General features: G+C 31.1%; 21 protein-coding genes. 14 read left to right on the top strand and 7 right to left on the bottom strand.

Going from position 1 to position 17,364, the window contains the following annotated elements:
* Positions 1 to 3 precede the first annotated feature (3 nt).
* The gene (locus P8H50_RS06700) at positions 4 to 495 is read right to left on the bottom strand and encodes a GNAT family N-acetyltransferase (protein ID WP_300206923.1); all 492 of its coding nucleotides are present in this window, start codon (positions 493 to 495) and stop codon (positions 4 to 6) included.
* A gap of 74 nt (positions 496 to 569) precedes the next feature.
* Here P8H50_RS06700 and P8H50_RS06695 point away from each other — a divergent pair, with 74 nt between their 5' ends.
* From P8H50_RS06695 to P8H50_RS06675, 5 genes are all read left to right on the top strand, one after another.
* Positions 570 to 1,025 carry an LEA type 2 family protein gene (locus P8H50_RS06695; RefSeq protein WP_300206921.1) on the top strand — a complete coding sequence of 152 codons (456 nt, stop codon included), beginning with the start codon at positions 570 to 572 and terminating at the stop codon, positions 1,023 to 1,025.
* Between the two features lie 2 nt (positions 1,026 to 1,027).
* Positions 1,028 to 2,014 (top strand): bifunctional diaminohydroxyphosphoribosylaminopyrimidine deaminase/5-amino-6-(5-phosphoribosylamino)uracil reductase RibD, encoded by a 987-nt coding sequence (ribD, locus tag P8H50_RS06690; RefSeq protein ID WP_300206918.1) that lies wholly within the window; start codon positions 1,028 to 1,030, stop codon positions 2,012 to 2,014.
* An 89-nt stretch (positions 2,015 to 2,103) separates the two neighbouring features.
* On the top strand, positions 2,104 to 2,715 hold the full coding sequence (locus P8H50_RS06685) for an HAD family phosphatase (RefSeq protein ID WP_300206916.1): 612 nt from the start codon (positions 2,104 to 2,106) through the stop codon (positions 2,713 to 2,715).
* Positions 2,712 to 3,575, top strand: coding sequence for an EamA/RhaT family transporter (locus tag P8H50_RS06680; protein WP_300206914.1), 864 nt, complete (start codon positions 2,712 to 2,714; stop codon positions 3,573 to 3,575). Before P8H50_RS06685 ends, P8H50_RS06680 begins: the two co-directional genes overlap by 4 nt.
* Positions 3,575 to 4,201 (top strand): YigZ family protein, encoded by a 627-nt coding sequence (locus tag P8H50_RS06675; RefSeq protein ID WP_300206912.1) that lies wholly within the window; start codon positions 3,575 to 3,577, stop codon positions 4,199 to 4,201. Before P8H50_RS06680 ends, P8H50_RS06675 begins: the two co-directional genes overlap by 1 nt.
* Before the next feature lie 9 nt (positions 4,202 to 4,210).
* Here P8H50_RS06675 and P8H50_RS06670 read toward each other — a convergent pair whose 3' ends face one another.
* Entirely contained in the window at positions 4,211 to 4,609 is a 399-nt protein-coding gene (locus P8H50_RS06670) for a thioesterase family protein (protein ID WP_300206909.1), read from the bottom strand.
* Between the two features lie 188 nt (positions 4,610 to 4,797).
* Here P8H50_RS06670 and dnaA point away from each other — a divergent pair, with 188 nt between their 5' ends.
* The 3 genes from dnaA to P8H50_RS06655 are packed head-to-tail and all read left to right on the top strand — an operon-like array spanning position 4,798 to position 7,443.
* Positions 4,798 to 6,225 carry a chromosomal replication initiator protein DnaA gene (gene dnaA / locus P8H50_RS06665; RefSeq protein ID WP_300206907.1) on the top strand — a complete coding sequence of 476 codons (1,428 nt, stop codon included), beginning with the start codon at positions 4,798 to 4,800 and terminating at the stop codon, positions 6,223 to 6,225.
* Between the two features lie 11 nt (positions 6,226 to 6,236).
* Positions 6,237 to 6,707: a low molecular weight protein-tyrosine-phosphatase gene (locus tag P8H50_RS06660; protein WP_300206905.1), complete on the top strand. Its 471-nt coding sequence runs from the start codon at positions 6,237 to 6,239 to the stop codon at positions 6,705 to 6,707.
* 19 nt (positions 6,708 to 6,726) lie between these two features.
* Positions 6,727 to 7,443, top strand: a complete 717-nt coding sequence (locus P8H50_RS06655; RefSeq protein ID WP_300207173.1) for an SAM-dependent methyltransferase — start codon at positions 6,727 to 6,729, stop codon at positions 7,441 to 7,443.
* A 6-nt stretch (positions 7,444 to 7,449) separates the two neighbouring features.
* Here P8H50_RS06655 and P8H50_RS06650 read toward each other — a convergent pair whose 3' ends face one another.
* The 5 genes from P8H50_RS06650 to dapF all read right to left on the bottom strand — a co-directional run bounded on the left by P8H50_RS06650 (position 7,450) and on the right by dapF (position 11,478).
* On the bottom strand, positions 7,450 to 8,124 hold the full coding sequence (locus P8H50_RS06650; protein ID WP_300206903.1) for a peptidoglycan-binding protein LysM: 675 nt from the start codon (positions 8,122 to 8,124) through the stop codon (positions 7,450 to 7,452).
* A 108-nt stretch (positions 8,125 to 8,232) separates the two neighbouring features.
* Positions 8,233 to 9,138: a DUF2279 domain-containing protein gene (locus P8H50_RS06645; protein ID WP_300206901.1), complete on the bottom strand. Its 906-nt coding sequence runs from the start codon at positions 9,136 to 9,138 to the stop codon at positions 8,233 to 8,235.
* A 3-nt stretch (positions 9,139 to 9,141) separates the two neighbouring features.
* A complete protein-coding gene (gene mltG / locus P8H50_RS06640; RefSeq protein ID WP_300206899.1) occupies positions 9,142 to 10,185 on the bottom strand; it encodes an endolytic transglycosylase MltG in 1,044 nt (347 codons plus the stop codon).
* The gene (locus tag P8H50_RS06635; RefSeq protein WP_300206896.1) at positions 10,175 to 10,705 is read right to left on the bottom strand and encodes a GNAT family N-acetyltransferase; all 531 of its coding nucleotides are present in this window, start codon (positions 10,703 to 10,705) and stop codon (positions 10,175 to 10,177) included. The genes mltG and P8H50_RS06635 overlap by 11 nt, the downstream gene beginning before the upstream one ends.
* Complete coding sequence (gene dapF, locus P8H50_RS06630; RefSeq protein WP_300206894.1) at positions 10,699 to 11,478, bottom strand: diaminopimelate epimerase; 780 nt, start codon at positions 11,476 to 11,478, stop codon at positions 10,699 to 10,701. The genes P8H50_RS06635 and dapF overlap by 7 nt, the downstream gene beginning before the upstream one ends.
* A gap of 138 nt (positions 11,479 to 11,616) precedes the next feature.
* Here dapF and P8H50_RS06625 point away from each other — a divergent pair, with 138 nt between their 5' ends.
* The 6 genes from P8H50_RS06625 (at position 11,617) to P8H50_RS06600 (ending at position 17,360) form a co-directional block, all read left to right on the top strand.
* On the top strand, positions 11,617 to 13,029 hold the full coding sequence (locus tag P8H50_RS06625) for a trypsin-like peptidase domain-containing protein (protein ID WP_300206892.1): 1,413 nt from the start codon (positions 11,617 to 11,619) through the stop codon (positions 13,027 to 13,029).
* A gap of 159 nt (positions 13,030 to 13,188) precedes the next feature.
* A complete protein-coding gene (locus P8H50_RS06620; RefSeq protein WP_300206889.1) occupies positions 13,189 to 14,637 on the top strand; it encodes a glyceraldehyde-3-phosphate dehydrogenase in 1,449 nt (482 codons plus the stop codon).
* Positions 14,638 to 14,769: 132 nt separating this feature from the next.
* On the top strand, positions 14,770 to 15,288 hold the full coding sequence (locus tag P8H50_RS06615; RefSeq protein WP_300206887.1) for a hypothetical protein: 519 nt from the start codon (positions 14,770 to 14,772) through the stop codon (positions 15,286 to 15,288).
* 4 nt (positions 15,289 to 15,292) lie between these two features.
* A complete protein-coding gene (locus P8H50_RS06610; RefSeq protein ID WP_300206884.1) occupies positions 15,293 to 16,036 on the top strand; it encodes a hypothetical protein in 744 nt (247 codons plus the stop codon).
* A gap of 141 nt (positions 16,037 to 16,177) precedes the next feature.
* The gene (locus P8H50_RS06605) at positions 16,178 to 16,810 is read left to right on the top strand and encodes a tRNA (guanine-N1)-methyltransferase (RefSeq protein WP_300206882.1); all 633 of its coding nucleotides are present in this window, start codon (positions 16,178 to 16,180) and stop codon (positions 16,808 to 16,810) included.
* A gap of 109 nt (positions 16,811 to 16,919) precedes the next feature.
* Positions 16,920 to 17,360, top strand: coding sequence for a GNAT family N-acetyltransferase (locus tag P8H50_RS06600; protein WP_300206880.1), 441 nt, complete (start codon positions 16,920 to 16,922; stop codon positions 17,358 to 17,360).
* The last annotated feature ends 4 nt before the right edge of the window (positions 17,361 to 17,364 follow it).

Genomic DNA, 17,364 nt, shown 5'->3' with positions numbered 1-17,364 from the left:
CTTTTATAAATCTTTAATCATCCAAACACCACAATTATAATGACCTGTATCTCCTAAAGGTCCTTTTAAATGTTTAAAACCATGAGATTGGTAAATATGAATGGCTTCTTTTAGCTCAGGAATAGTTTCTAAGTAAGATTGTTTAAAACCTAAAGCTTTTGCTTTTTCTAAACATTTAAAAAATAGTGCTTTCCCAAAACCTTTACCACGAAGCCTAGAAGAGAAATACATTTTTTGAATTTCGCAAACATCATCTTCATTTTTAGCCAAAGGCTTTAAACCTCCTCCACCTTCTACTACATCATTTATAGTTACGACATAATATACTTCGTTTTCTTTGGCATAAGACTCAAACATTTTTGGCGTTTCTTTATCTGCATAAGCTGTACCAACCAAAGGCAATTTATATTCAATAAAAACTTCACGTATAACGCTTTCTATTTGAGCATTATCTTCCTGACGAATTTCTCTTATTACTATATTATTTTTACTCACGATATTATAGTATTTTTACGCTGTATTTAGAGGTTGAAGATACATTAATACCAAACAAATTAAAAAATTTCAATATGAAGAAACTCATAATCTTATTAACAATTTCTATTTGTTTTTTAAGCTGTACAATTAAAGAGAAACCAGAATTTTTGCGTGTAGAAAACATAAATGTACAAGAATCTAATTCTGAATTTATAGTGCTTACAGCAGATGCTTTTTTTAACAACCCAAATACTGTTGGTGGAACATTAGAAACCGATGGTATTACAATTACTGTTAACAATATGGAGGTTGGAACAGTATCTTCAAAAGCCTTTAAAGTTCCAGCTAAAAAAGAATTTTCCATCCCATTAAGTGCAAATATTCCGACTAAAAAATTATTGAATCTTAATAATTTAAGCGGTCTTTTAAACAGTGTGCTTAACAAGTCTATGAAAGTACAGTACAAAGGAGATATAAAATATAAGATCTTTGGGTTTTCACATAAGTACACTGTGGACGAAATTGAAGATATAAAGATTAAAATCTAAACTTGACAACTCACGAAACATACATGCAACGTGCAATACAAATTGCAAAAAACGGATTAGGTACAACAAGACCAAATCCTATGGTTGGCGCTGTAATTGTTTACAATAATACTATTATAGGAGAAGGTTTCACCAGTGGTTATGGAGGAAATCACGCAGAAGTTAATGCTATAAAATCTGTTACAAATCAATCGCTTTTAGAGAAAAGCACACTTTACGTTACCCTTGAACCTTGTTCACACTTTGGAAAAACACCACCTTGTAGCGATCTTATTATTCATCATAAAATACCAAATGTAGTTATTGGTTGTGTAGACGACAATCCTGAAGTTGCTGGAAAAGGTATAAAAAAACTAATAACCCAAGGTTGTAAAGTTACTGTTGGCATTTTAGAAACAGCTTGCAAAACACACCATAAGCGTTTTTTTACATTTCATAATAAAAAGCGTCCTTACATTATACTAAAATGGGCAGAAACTAATAATGGTTATTTAGCTCCAAAAACTAAGGCCAAAAAGAAACCCATTTGGATTACAAACAACTTGTCGAGACAACTAGTTCACAAATGGAGAGCACAAGAGCAAGCTATTTTAGTTGGAACAAATACAGTAAAAGAAGATAATCCAAGTTTAACCGTTCGCGATTGGACAGGTAACAATCCTATACGTGTCGTTTTAAATAAATACAAAAAACTTTCAAAAGACTTCTCAGTTTTTAATAACCAAGCAGAAACATTAATTTTAACAGAAAATACAGCAATAGCCATATGTGCTGCGCTACATAAACACAATATTAACTCCATAATTATAGAAGGTGGCGCAAAAACACTTCAGCTTTTTATAGATGCAAATCTTTGGGACGAAGCTAGAATGTTTACAGGCAAAATAGAATTTAAAAAAGGTGTTAAAGCACCAGTTTTTTATGGTGAATGCATAAGTGAAGAAAAAATATTAGATAATATTTTAAAAATTTACAAAAATAAAACTTAAAATCTTTTACTATTTCTGTAAACACAGGAAAAACACTCTAGATTTAAAATTAAATAGATTCTTACCTTCGCAGGAACAACAAAAAAAATATGATTAAAACTATAATATTCGATTTTGGAGATGTATTCATAAACCTTGACAAAGAAGGTGCCATGCAACATGCTCTAGACCTTTTTGAAATCGATAAACTTTCTGAAGATTTAGTTGCTATTAACACACTCTATGAACAAGGACTTCTGTCTACAGAGGAATTTGTAACATTCTACACAGAAAATTTTCCAAAACTTTCAAAAAAAGAAATTATTGAAGCATGGAATTATATAATTTGTGATTTTCCATTTAAACGATTAGCATTTATGGAACAATTAGCAAAAGACAAAAAATACAACTTAATTTTACTTAGCAATACAAACGAGCTACATATAGATTGTATAAAAAAGCAAGTCTCGTTTTATGATGATTTTAAATCTTGCTTTAAAAAATTTTATTTGTCTCATGAGATTAAGCAAAGAAAACCAGACTCAGCTATTTTTAATTTTGTTTTAAATGAAAACAATTTAAAAGCCGAAAACTGCCTTTTTATAGACGATACACCCGAAAACACAGCAGCTGCAGCAAAACTTGGCATTCATGTTTGGAATAACAACCCAAAAACCGAAGATATAATAGACTTATTCACCATTAAAAGTGAATTGTTTTGATTTATTTAATATTAAGCATACTTGCTTCTACTCTAATATTTGTTATTTTCAATCTGCTTGGCAAGTACAAAATTAACACGCTACAAGCCATTGTAGCAAATTATTTTGCAGCTTTTACTCTTGGCATTTTATCTTCTGAAGAATCTTTAGATATTAACCAGATTATTAGTAAAGAATGGTTTTATGGTGCCATTTTCTTAGGCTTTCTATTTATTGCTATTTTTAATGTTATGGCACTTACAGCTCAACGTAACGGACTTTCAGTAGCTTCTGTAGCTAGCAAAATGAGTGTGGTTCTCCCTATTGTTTTTGGTTTATATGCCTACAACGAAAGCTTAAGTCTCCAAAAAAGTATTGGTATTGTTTTAGCATTAATTGCCGTTTATTTAACTTCTGTAAAAGCAAAAAGCAATACTTTAAGCTTAAAAGGTTTATGGCTTCCTTTATTGCTGTTTTTTGGTTCTGGAATTATAGATACTTCTATTAAATTCCTAGAAACTTCTTATGTTTCAAAAAATGGAATTCCAATATTTTCAGCAACAATATTCGCCATTGCAGGTGTAATAGGTATAACTATTATTTCAGCTAAAGTAATAAAAGGCAATTTTAAGTTCGACTACAGAAGCGTTTTTGGTGGTATTTTTCTAGGTATTGTTAACTACTACTCAATATATATGCTATTAAAAGCCTTGCAATTTGAAGGTTTTGAAAGCTCAACAATTTTCACGGTAAATAATGTTGCTATCGTTATGCTATCTACACTAATAGGTCTTTCTTTTTTTAAAGAAAAACTAATTGCCAAAAACTGGATTGGAATTGGATTAGCAATTATATCTATTGCATTAGTAACTTTAGCATAATGGAAGCACAAAATAACGATACCTATAAAACTATATTAAAACCTTCGGAAGAAGTGCTTTTTAAAGACAAAAACTCCAAGTTTTATAGTTATACTTTTCCTGTGAAAACTGAAGATGAAGTTAAAATACATTTAGAAAACTTAAAAACGCAACATCAAAAAGCAGGACATTTTTGTTATGCATACCAAATTGGCGAAGCGCAAAACAGCATTAGGCATAGAACTAATGATGATGGCGAACCTAATAATAGCGCAGGAATGCCTATTTATGGACAAATACAATCTTATGAGGTAACAAACATTCTAATAGTAGTCGTTCGATACTTTGGAGGTGTAAAACTAGGTGTAGGAGGATTAATAAACGCTTATAAAACTGGAGCACAGCAAGCTTTAGAAGTTTCTAAAATTATAAAGCGTACCATTAATATTCACTTTCTAATTAAATTTGAATATGAATTAATGAATAAAGTCATGCGAGTTATTAAAGAGAAAAACTTAAATATCACACATCAAAAACTTGAGCTAGACTGTGAAATCACAATTTTGGTTAGACAAAACGAAGTTGAAAACATATTAGATATTTTCGAATCTATTTATAAGGTAACTATAAAAAAAATAGACCAATAATTAATAATCTTATTTCCCTAAAGCGTCTAGAAAATATTTTGGAGGTCTTGTTGGCTTATTGGTCTTTAAATCAACAAATACCAAAACTACAGTTGCGGTTGAGAGAATTTGTCCCAAATCGTTCAATATTTCATACTCAAACTCTAGGCTAGCAGTAGGTGTTTTTTTAAGCATGGTTTTAACTGTAATTATATCATCATATTCAATGGTTTTCTTATAGTTTACATTTAAAGACACAACAGGTAAGGCTATTCCATCTTGCTCCATTTTTTTGTATGAAATACCTATTTTCCTAAACCATTCAATTCTAGCCAATTCTAGATATAATGCATAGTTTCCATGATGAACTACACCCATTTGGTCTGTTTCGGCATAGCGTACTCGAATATCAATTTTATCTGTCTTCATCTGTAAAAGTTTAAATATTTTTTTGTAGTTTCGTCCAAGTTACCAGTATGAGGAAAAAAAACTACAAATTCAATAGTAAATTATTTTTTTTTTAAGTTTTTTGTTCACATATTTGTCTCGCTATAAAAAAGGAAGGAAATATTTCTATTTCAACCTTTATAACTAACTAAAAACACAAAAATTTAACAATGAGTGTAACTGCGCAATCGGTATGGAATAATTGTCTCAATTTTATAAAAGACAATATCCAACCTCAAGCCTATAAAACTTGGTTCGAGCCAATAATCGCAGTAAAGCTTACAGATAACGCTTTAAGCATTCAAGTACCAAGTAAATTCTTTTATGAATGGCTTGAGGAGCATTATGTTAAAATACTTAAAGTAGCACTTACAAAAGAATTAGGAAAAACTGCCAAGCTAGTTTACATTATTAAAATGGAAAACACTTATGGCAACAAACAGCCTTTTACAGAGCGTATTCCTAGCTCTAACCGTTCGGCTGTTAAATCTCAAGATGTAGATGTGCCTTTAAAAAATAAGGACCGAGAATTACGTAATCCATTTGTAATTCCTGGCATTCGAAATGTAAAAATCGAATCTCAACTTAATCCAAATTATAATTTTGATAATTTTCTAGAAGGAGATTCTAACCGTTTGGCACGTAGTGCAGGCTTAGCTGTTTCAGCAAAGCCAGGTGGCACCTCTTTTAATCCCTTACTAATATTTGGAGGTGTAGGATTAGGAAAAACACATTTAGCACATGCTATTGGTGTGGATATAAAAGATAAATACCCAGAGAAAACAGTTTTATATATTTCTGCTGAAAAATTTACGCAACAATATATAGATTCAGTAAAAAAGAATAATAGAAACGATTTTATCCATTTCTATCAACTTATAGATGTGTTGGTAATAGATGATGTTCAGTTCTTATCTGGAAAATCTGGAACTCAAGACGTGTTCTTCCATATTTTCAACCATTTACACCAAAATGGTAAGCAAGTTATTTTAACAAGTGACAAAGCGCCTGTAGATATGCAAGATATAGAACAGCGCCTATTGTCTCGTTTTAAATGGGGATTAAGCGCTGAACTGCAAACACCAGATTTTGAAACACGTGTCTCTATACTAAAAAATAAATTATATCGTGATGGTGTAGAAATGCCAGATGATATTATTGAATATGTCGCTAAAAATATTAAAACTAATATACGCGAGCTTGAAGGTGCTATTATCTCTCTAATTGCGCAATCGTCTTTCAATAAAAAGGAAATAAATATTGAGCTAGCAAAACAAGTCGTTGAGAAGTTTGTAAAAAACACCAAACGCGAGGTTTCTATAGATTACATACAAAAAGTAGTGTCAGATTATTTTCAAATGGATGTGGATACGCTGCAGTCTAAAACAAGAAAACGCCATATTGTACAAGCAAGACAACTAGCAATGTTCTTTGCTAAGAAGTTTACAAAAGCGTCTTTAGCAAGTATAGGCTCTCAAATAGGAAAACGTGATCACGCTACTGTATTGCACGCTTGTAAAACTGTAGACAACTTATCTTCTACAGATAAGCAGTTTAGAAAGTATGTTGAAGATTTAACAAAAAAGCTTTCAGTCTAATATCCTAAATTATGATTAGAATTCTAATGGTTTGCCTCGGAAACATCTGTCGCTCACCACTAGCTCATGGTATTTTAGCTTCAAAATTAGACACTGAAAATTTTCAGGTAGATTCTGCAGGAACAAGTAATTATCATATTGGTAGTTTACCAGATCAACGTTCTATTGCTATTGCTAGAAAAAAAGGCTTAGATATTACAAACCAGCGTGGCAGACAATTTAAGGTTGAAGATTTTGATACTTTCGATTATATCTACGTCATGGACAAATCTAACTTTGAAAATGTTGTGAAAATGGCAAGAAATACTGAAGATATCTCTAAAGTAAAACTCATTTTAAACGAAAGCTTTCCTAACAAAAATCTAGAAGTTCCAGACCCTTATTATGGTGGTGACTCAGGCTTTGATAATGTTTATAATATGCTAGATATAGCTTGTAATAATATAGCAAAAAAGTTAAAAAGCACATCTTATCTTAGATAGTTAATTTATAAAAATGAAAATGAACGACACTTTCGGAAAACTCTATCTAATACCAACAACTTTAGGAGATACAGAACCTTTAAACGTTTTACCATTAACCGTAAAAAGAATTATTGATCAAATAGATATTTATATTGTTGAAAACGAAAAGACTGCAAGGCGAGACATCAAGAAAATTTGCCCAGACAAAAAACAACAAAGCCTAAAGCTATTTCCATTAAATAAGTTTACAGATATTGCCGAACTTCCCAGCTATTTAGAACCTTGTAAAAATGGACTAAATTTAGGCTTACTGTCGGAAGCAGGATGTCCTGGTGTTGCAGATCCTGGAGCAGATATTGTAAAGATTGCTCACCAAAACAATATTAAAGTAGTACCTCTAGTAGGACCTTCTTCTATAATAATGGCAATGATGAGCAGTGGAATGAATGGTCAAAGCTTTGCTTTTAATGGTTATTTACCAATAGACAAACAAGAACGCAAAGCAGAATTAAAACGTTTAGAACGTTTAAGTTTTGAACAGAATCAATCTCAATTATTTATAGAAACACCATATAGAAACAATAAGTTTCTAGAAGACTTGTGTGCAACATTAAATAGTAATACAGAGATTTGCGTGGCTTGCGATATAACCTTGCCTTCTGAGTACATAAAAACAATGTCTGCAAACGATTGGAAAAAAAATAACGTTGACCTTCATAAAAGACCAACGTTATTTATTATTCATAAAAGCTAATTTCTATTATGCTTTTATAGCTGCTTTTGCCTTTTTATTTGGCTTAATTCTCGATGTATCGTAGCCTTGAAAACGTTTCATATAATTTCTTATTGATGTACCAAAAGCATCTTCAAAACCATTAGAACCAAAACTTCTTAAATATTTCTTTACTCCACCTGGACCTGCTAAATGTGCTGCGGCTAATATTCCAGATTCTGTAATTTTAACACCATTGATGTTTTTTCCAACAAATCGCTTAATATCTCGTCTTAAAACCCATTTATTTCGCTCTGCATTCGCAATAAATGCTTTTTCTTGTAATTCTGGAGTATTTAAAAAATGATTAACATCTTTAATACCTATTAACTCTAAAGTGCTCCTGCCAAATTGGTATTTACCTAAATAACCTAATGAGTTGACTCTAAAGTAATCGTTTTGAGATTCTTTAAAACCCAATTGTTCTTTAAAGCCATTAAAAGACTTCCCTAATTTAGGTGAAAAAGCATTTTGAGGAACGATAGAAGCAACACTTGAGACTTGTGCTTCTGTTGTTAAATTAACTTCTTCTGAAGTTTCGATAGTGTTGTCCTTTAATAAAGCATAATCTTTAGTAGTAGAACTTGTTGATAGCGATACTATAATTAAAATACATATTGTAAGCGCTAATGAAACTAACTTTGCAATACTTTTTTTACTCATAATTATTTGATTTTTTAAAGCTGCTAACAAACAATAAGCGTGCCTAAAATTTCGAGTGCAAATATACAACTTTTATTTTAATACTGAAAATCAATTAATTAACTTGCTCTAAAAATAGACAGAATGGAACTTAACGCCATTTTTGTGTGTAAACTCAAGTGTAGGAAACGGTATTTTAATGGCATTAAAAATGCTAAAAATGGTTTTAAGTGTATGAGATTTTGTTTCAATTTTAGTTAAATCTAAATCTAGACTTAAATAAAATTGTCTTCTTCTATTCTGTACAATCAAAACATCATTAACAATAAGCGAATTGTTTCCAGAGAGCATACCTTCACCACCATAGCCAACAGCTACATTTAACCATTTTGGAACATTACTGTTTTTAAAAAAGGAATGTACATTTGCAGATAACCAATAGGTTTGTCCATTATAATCTTTTAGTGATTCTTCAAGCAAGCCATTACCTAATTTTTCTGGCCTTGATGAAGCAAACTCAGTACGATGAAATGAGTATTTAACAAGAATACGCTGTTCTTTCCAAAGCAACTCTTGACCAATATACAAACCTGCTCCAGTGGTGTTTGCTGCAAAATCTCCCCAACTAAATCCCCATTCGTTAGAAAAACCATCTAAAACCTCAACAGCTGTTAAAAATGAAAACCCTAAAGTTGCACCATATAACAATTGATTTTTTTCGTTTACACCACTCCAACGTAAAGATTTGGCTCCTAATTTTCCCAATTGATAAGCAGAAAACACATGGCCTAACTTATCCATTTGAAGCCATTCGCTGTTATCGTCTATAGTATGAAATTTTGAGCGCTTGTAGTCTGCGTACCATAATTGATTTAAAGCTAAAAGTGTTAAACCTCCAACTGCTGCTTCTGTTATAACCACAGTATTTCGCCTTTTAGTATTTAAAGTATCACTAGGCTTAAAAAAACTAATCTGTTGAGAAAACGCAAACAGCGAGAAACATATAAAAAGTATAAAAAATAAAGAATACTTCACCAATTATCTATTTACGCCTTGTTTATTAATCCAAGCTACATACTCTCGTTTGTTAGCATTATGCTGAGATAATGTTTTAGCAAATTTATGATAACCAAAGTTTTTTACGTTTGCTACAAAATAATAATAGCTATGTTTTTCAGCATTTAAAACAGCATCTATTGCAGAAACGTCTGGCATAAAAATTGGTCCTGGTGGAATGCCACTATATTTATAAGTGTTGAATTTAGAATCTATCTCTAAGTCCTTATAAAGTACTCTTTTTATTATGCGATTAAAATCTCCAGATTCTTTTTTAACAGCATAAATAACTGTAGGATCTGCTTGAAGCGGCATACCTGTTTTAATGCGGTTTAAATACACTCCAGCTACTCTTGGACGCTCGTCCACTTTTGCAGTCTCTTTATGAACTATAGCTGCCAAAGAAACCACCTCATTTGGTGTTAAGTTTAATTGTTTAGCTTTTTCAAGTCTGGTTTTTGTCCAAAAACGATTGTATTCTTTAAGCATTTTATCTCTAAAAGCATCTGCAGATGTATTCCAGTACACTTCATAACTATTAGGAACATACATTGCTAAAGCTGTTTGTTTTGTAAAACCGTTTTTACTTAAAAACTCTACATTAGTCATAGATTGCAACAAACTTAAACTATCTACTTCTATTTGAAATGCTATACGTCCTGCTAAATCTTCTATACGTTCTTGGTTATTAAAGGCTATTTTTAAAGGTACATTTTTACTTCGTATAGAGTTAATAATATCATTATTATTCATACCCTTTTTAATTAAAAAACGACCAGCCTTTATATTGTTAGTGTATTTTTTCTGTTCAGCTAAAGCATCAAATTTATCGATATCTTTTAATAAAGGTTCTAATTGTGCTCTTACTTCTGTATAACTAGCATTTGTAGGTATAAAAATATAAGCCTCTTCATTATTAAAAGCAGTATTTGGCGATAACATTACGCCATAAACAAAGTAAGCAAAATAAGCTGCTACAAGCAAACCAATAATAGCAATAGCTGCAAGTATTTTTTTAAGGTACATAATTTATAAGTTGGTATAAATATTCATTAGTGTAATTTCCGTTTTTAAAATTCCAGTCTTTTTTCAGTCCTATTCTAGTAAAACCTTGGTTTTCAAAAAGCTTAATACTAGCCCTATTGGTTTCAGAAATATTACAATATAATTGATGTAAATCTAAATGAGAAAAACAATAATTAGATAATAATGCTAAAGCTTCTTTTCCATAACCTTTAGCTCTGTTTGTTGAATTATGGATTAGAATACCAATACCTGCTCGACGATTTTTAATATCAAAATCAAAAATATCTATAAGACCAATAGCATTATCATTAAAATCTGATATTAGTAAACGTAACTGTTTTACTTCATAAATATCTTTATGTGCATGTTCGAGATATTCTTTAATTAAAAACTTAGAATAAGGTGTTATAGTGTTGCTTAGTTCCCAAATGGTTTCATCGTTTTCAATGGTATGTATAAAGTCTAAATCTTCTGGCTCCAAAGCACGTAAGTAAATATGTTCGCCTTTTAATGTTAGCATTCTATTTCGCCTTTAAAAACTAAAGTTGCTGGACCTTGAAGCCAGATATTTTTGTAAGCACTTCCTGTCGTATTGAAAGAGACTTTTAATTCACCTCCTTGAACATTTAAATTTACAATTTCAGCATTAGTTTTTCCTGTTTTATGCATAGCTAATGCTACAGCAGTAACTCCAGTTCCACAAGATAAGGTTTCATCTTCTACTCCTCTTTCGTAGGTTCTTACTGTAAACACATTATTATTAATTTGTTCTACAAAATTCACGTTAACACCTTCATTAATGTAAGGAGCTCCATATCTAATTTTAGAACCTTCGGTTTTAACATCAAAATCTTTAATATTTTCTACCAAGGTAACATGATGAGGAGAACCAGTGTTTAAAAAAACATGATTCTGGCAAACTTCAACTACTTCTACATCTTTCATTTTTAATTTTACAAATCCGTTTTCTATTGTAGCTTTATGTAAACCATCAATAGCATTAAATATTGTTTTTTTATTTATTATGTTTAGCATTTCAGCGAAAGCAACAATACAGCGTCCTCCATTGCCACACATGGTACTTTGGTTTCCATCTGCATTAAAATAAACCATTTTAAAATCGGTTTCTACATCATTCTCCAATAAAATCAAGCCATCTGCACCTATGCCAAAACGTCTATCGCATAGATGCGCTATTAATTTGGTATTATTTTTGTTGAATATTTCTAGGCGATTATCAATAAAAACAAAGTCATTACCTGTGCCTTGATATTTAAAAAAGGTATGTGTCATTTAGTAAGTTTTACTTTGACAAATATAGTGTTTTGAAAATTTATTTTTGTTGTTAATGTCTCGTTAAAGTTGATTTTGTTAAACAATTAAAAATTAATTTTATAGTTATAATTATGAATTCTAAACTAAATATTATCTATGAAAAAGTTAGCAATGCTGGTTTTAGTTTCAGTTTTAGGAGGCGCAATTACTCTAGGAACATACAAAACCTTTCTTGAAGAAGAAGCACAAACAATTGCACACAAAGAAGAACTATCTCAACCTATATTTCAACCTGTAAATTACACCGCAAACAAAACCAATTTGGGTGCTACAGAAAGTATTGATTTTACTCAAGCTGCTGAAAAAACCATACACGCTGTAGTGCATGTAAAAAGTGTTACTGTTACAAATCAACAATTAACCATGCGTGATTTACTTTTAGGTCGTGCAACACAACGCAGACAATTAGGAACTGGAAGTGGAGTTATAATCTCTCCAGATGGCTATATTATTACCAATAATCATGTTATTGATGGTTCTGATAAATTAAGCGTTACACTTAACGACAATAGAACCTTAGAAGCCACTATTGTTGGTACAGACCCAAAAACTGATATTGCTTTATTAAAAATAGAAACAGACGACATTTTACCATATACTACATTTGGAGACAGTGATACCGCAAAAATTGGTGAGTGGGTTTTGGCTGTTGGCAACCCTTTTAACCTAACATCTACAGTAACTGCAGGTATAATAAGTGCTAAATCTAGAGATTTATCTGGAGATAGTAGTCAATCTTTCATACAAACAGATGCTGCTGTAAACCCAGGAAATTCTGGAGGTGCCTTAGTAAACACAAAAGGAGAACTTATTGGTATTAATACAGCGATTACCTCGCAAACAGGTTCATATATTGGCTATTCTTTTGCAGTGCCAAGTAATATTGCAAAAAAAGTAATACAAGATATTATGGAGTTTGGTAATGTACAAAATGGTATTTTGGGTGTTCGAGGAGGCTCATTAAACAGTAATGCAGCAGAAAAACTTGGTGTGAATGAAACCGAAGGTTTTTATGTAGATGATGTAGATGAAGACACTGGAGCAGCTATTGCTGGATTAAGAAGTGGTGATATTATTAAAAAAATTGATGGTATTGAAATTAATAAATTATCAGATTTAAAGGGATATTTAGATACTAAACGACCTAATGATGTGGTTAATGTTTATTTTTTACGAAATGGAGTTCAAAAAGAAGTAAGCGTCACCTTGTTAAAAAATAATACTGTTGTAATTTCTAATATTGCTGTTATAAAAGATGCCAAACCTGAAGACTTAAAAAGGTACAAAGTTGAAAGTGGTGTAAAAATAACTGAACTTGTTGGTGAATATGCAAAATATTTAAGACAGGAAGGCATTGAATCTGGTAATATAATTACTAAAATCAATGGTGTTTCAGTAAATTCTGTAGAAGAGGTTCAAAAAATTATTAGAAATAAAGATTTATACAGTCCTTTAGTTGTTGAATTAATTAATTCTAAAGGCCAAGAATTAAAATACGGATTTAGATAATTACATTAAAACCGTTAATTAAATAAAAGCACTTTATAATGTTATAAAGTGCTTTTATTTTTTACAGGAAATACTTTACGAAAACGTTTGAAATAACTATTTTTGCAAAAAATTTTAGCAAAGACTAAAAAAATATCAACACACTAAACACCTAAACGAATGCCAGTTAAAGAAACCTATGAAAACGAATTAGCATTTCAAGCCGATAGACGTCGTGCTACTGTAGAATTCATTAAAATTGTTAGCGACCTTTGGTACGACAAGTCCATTGAATTGGTGCTTTTTAGAAACCAATTAATAGATAGAAATGTAAGCCAAATTTTAAACCTTCATGAATATGCAGGCGAATTTGTACAAAAACCAATTTCGGTTTTCGATTCTGTAGAAATTGCACAAGCTATTAAAACACTAGATATTCCACCTGCAAAATTAGACATAGGTAAGTTAACTTACGAGTATCACCTTGAGGAACAAAAGCACTCTAATGCTATTGCTTTTGTTGCCAGTAAACTTAAAGGCGCAAGTACTTCAGAAGAAATTAAACCAAAAGATGTTGTTTTATATGGTTTTGGTCGTATTGGTCGTTTAGTTGCACGTGAATTAATGACAAGAACAGGAAAAGGCAGTCAATTGCGTTTACGAGCAATTGTAACTCGTGGCAAAAACGATGCTGTTGTTTTAGAAAAAAGAGCTGCTTTATTACGTAACGATTCTGTTCATGGTGATTTTTCTGGTACAGTTGCTGTAGATTTAGAAAACGAAGCTTTAATTATAAATGGAACGACAGTTCGTATTATTTCTGCAAACCAACCAGAAGATATAGATTATACAAAATACGATATCAATAACGCCTTAATAATAGATAATACAGGCGTTTTTAGAGATAAAGAAGCTTTAACACGTTTAAAAAACTCTCCAGGTGCAGATAAAGTTTTATTAACTGCTCCAGGAAAAGGCATTCCAAATATTGTGCATGGTGTTAACCATTTAGAGAATAATCCAGACAACATAGATATTTTCTCTGCGGCTTCTTGTACTACTAACGCCATTACACCAATTTTAAAAGCTATTGAAGATACTTTTGGTGTTAAAAGCGGACATTTAGAGACAATACATGCTTATACAAACGACCAAAACCTAGTTGATAATTTTCATAAAAAATACAGACGTGGACGTGCTGCTGCACTAAACATGGTTATTACAGAAACTGGTGCTGGAGCTGCTGTATCAAAAGCTTTACCAAGTTTTGAAGGCAAACTAACATCTAATGCTATAAGAGTACCTGTTCCTAATGGTTCACTAGCTATACTAAACTTAGAATTAGAATCTAAAGCCAGTGTAGACAGCATGAATGCTACAATAAAAAAATATGCTTTAGAAGGAGATCTTGTTGAGCAAATTAAATATGAAATGAGTGACGAACTAGTATCTAGTGATATAGTTGGTAGTTCTGCGCCTTCTATTTATGATAGTAAAGCAACTATAGTTAGAAAAGACGGTAAAAACGCGGTGCTTTATGTTTGGTACGATAACGAATATGGTTATAGCCATCAAGTTATTCGTTTAGCTAAGCACATTGCTAAGGTAAGACGCTTTACTTACTACTAATAGATATAGATATACATCCAAATATATATTCAAAAAAATCTCACAAAATCTGTGAGATTTTTTTTGTTTAACATTTAACATATTTGTACGCAACCATTATAGATTTTCAGCATCTAACTAAAAAATGGACTTATGATAAAACCAACTTACAAAGTCGCTTATCTACTAATGCTACTTTTGCTAAACTCCTGCATTTGGGGAACTGTAGATGATGATAATAATCCTCCTTTTGAAGTACAGCAGCAGTATGAAGCCGTAACCATATCAAGAACAGAATTCGAAAATTCAACAGAACTTTTACCAGCAGAACCAATTTTAGAAACTGGCAAAATTTATGTAAAAGACGACTATTTATTTATCAATCAACCAAATAAAGGGTTTCATATATTCGACAACTCAAATCCTTCAAATCCTTTTAATATGGCTTATTTAAAGGTGTTGGGTTCTTCAGACTTAAGTGTTAAAAACAACATACTGTATATTAATAATGCAACAGATTTAATTGCAGTAAAGCCTGATTTTACAAACAATACAATAGAAATTACAAAACGTATAGTGAATACCTTTCCTGAATTAGCTTCGCCAAACAATTGTTGCTACAATAATACAGCAGACAATGAAGTAATTATTAACTGGACTTTAATTGAATAACAAGATGAAAAAATATAGCCTAATAGTAATAGTATTTATATTTTTGAGTTGTGATTCAAATTCAGATAACAATGAAAGTGCTTCTGCTTTTGATGGTTCAACAGGACAAGGAGGTTCTCTAGCACGTTTTACAACTTACGACAACTACTTATATACTGTAGATAACCAAGATTTAAATGTATTCAGTATTGTCGATAATGAACAGCCTGTTCAAGTAAACGAAATCCCAATTGGTTTTAATATAGAAACACTTTTTAACTACAAACAATATCTTTTTATAGGTTCGCAAAACGGCATGTATATTTATAGTGTTGCAAACCCTGAAACTCCCGAATACATGTCTGAAGCACAACATTTTACAGCTTGTGATCCAGTTGTAGCAAACGATACGCATGCCTTTGTAACCTTACATTCAGATATTGGCTGTGGTAACACATTAAACCAATTAGAGATTTATAATATTGAAAACATACAAAACCCTGTTTTACTTTCTACAAGAAACTTAACAAAACCTATTGGTCTTGGTTTATATAACGATTACCTTATTATTTGTGATGACGAGGTTAAAATATTCGATATTTCAGAACCAGAAAATATACAACTAGTACATAATATTAATCGTGACGCTTTCGATGTAATTATTCAAAATAATCTATTAATACTTGTGGGCGAATTTGGTGTTTACCAATACAGTTTGGACGAGAATAACATTCAAAACACAATAGAATTAAGTACTATAAACATCTAAACCATAGTTTGTAACGTAAATATAAAAGCCTCACTATTTGTGAGGCTTTTATTGTAATTGCCATAAACTCGTTTAAACTTTTACAACAAAACTGAACAATATTTTTTACTTTCGCATCAATAAATAAACAACAGCATAAAAATGAATCTTACAAAAGCTACTTTATTATTTTTACTAGCCTTTTTTACTATACAAATTGAAGCGCAAACAGACAACACTACAGATGAAGACGAAAAACTATCTTTAGAAAGTGGTTCTATTGAGAGTCAGTTTGAGTATTTAACTAAAAAATCTAATGGCTGGACAGACGAAAGAGGACAACGTTATGAAGTGGTTAGAATTCAATGGATAGAAAAATTAAAAGCGAATACTATAGATTCTTTAAAAGCAGTACACAAAACACTTAACGACACCAAAGTTATTGTAGCAAAACAAGAGGATGAAATAACTAAATTAAGAACAAATTTGGATGAAACTCAAGGTGTGTTAGACAAAACAAATACAGAGAAAGATAGCATGTCTTTATTTGGAATACAGATGAGTAAAGGAGGTTACAATGGTATAATGTGGTCTATTATTGCTGTTTTATTAGCTGTAGCATTATTATTTATGTACAAATTTAAAAACAGTAATGCCATTACTAAAGAAGCTAAAAAAACTTTAGAAGAAACAGAAGAAGAGTTTCAAGAGCATAGACGCGTAGCTTTAGAGCGAGAACAAAAGGTACGCAGACAATTACAAGATGAAATAAACAAACACAAAAACGCTAATTAAAATAAGCATTAAAATTACATAGTAAATATAAAATCTGTAACTTCGGTTACAGATTTTTTTTTCGAGTTATATATTTCTTATATACTATTTGCTTCTAAGAAAAATTAAAATGACTATAATCAAAGCGGAAATACAACACTTAAACGACCTAATACCTTTATTTGATAGTTACCGTATATTCTATAGGCAAAGAAGCAACCTAGTGGCAGCAAAACAGTTTTTAAAAGCTCGATTAGAAAAACAAGACACTCTAATTTATATCGCTTATTCAGAAGAATTAGCTGTAGGTTTTATGCATTTGTTCCATAGCTTTTCTTCGGTCTCTATGAAACCACTTTACATACTAAATGATTTGTTTGTTATTAACGAATTTAGAAAAAAAGGGATAGGTTTGGCTTTGTTAAATCAGGCTAAGAAAAAAGCAAAAGAAGAACATTATAAATTTGTTATTTTACAAACCGAAGCTAATAATCCTGCACAGTATTTGTATGAAAGCCTTGAGTGGAAAAAGGATAACGATTTACATTACATTTGGAAAAACAATAGTTAAAAAT

The organism is Lacinutrix sp. (genome assembly GCF_029238095.1).
In the GTDB taxonomy this organism is placed as follows: Bacteria; Bacteroidota; Bacteroidia; order Flavobacteriales; family Flavobacteriaceae; genus Lacinutrix.
This window is presented reverse-complemented; position numbering and strand designations above follow the sequence as displayed.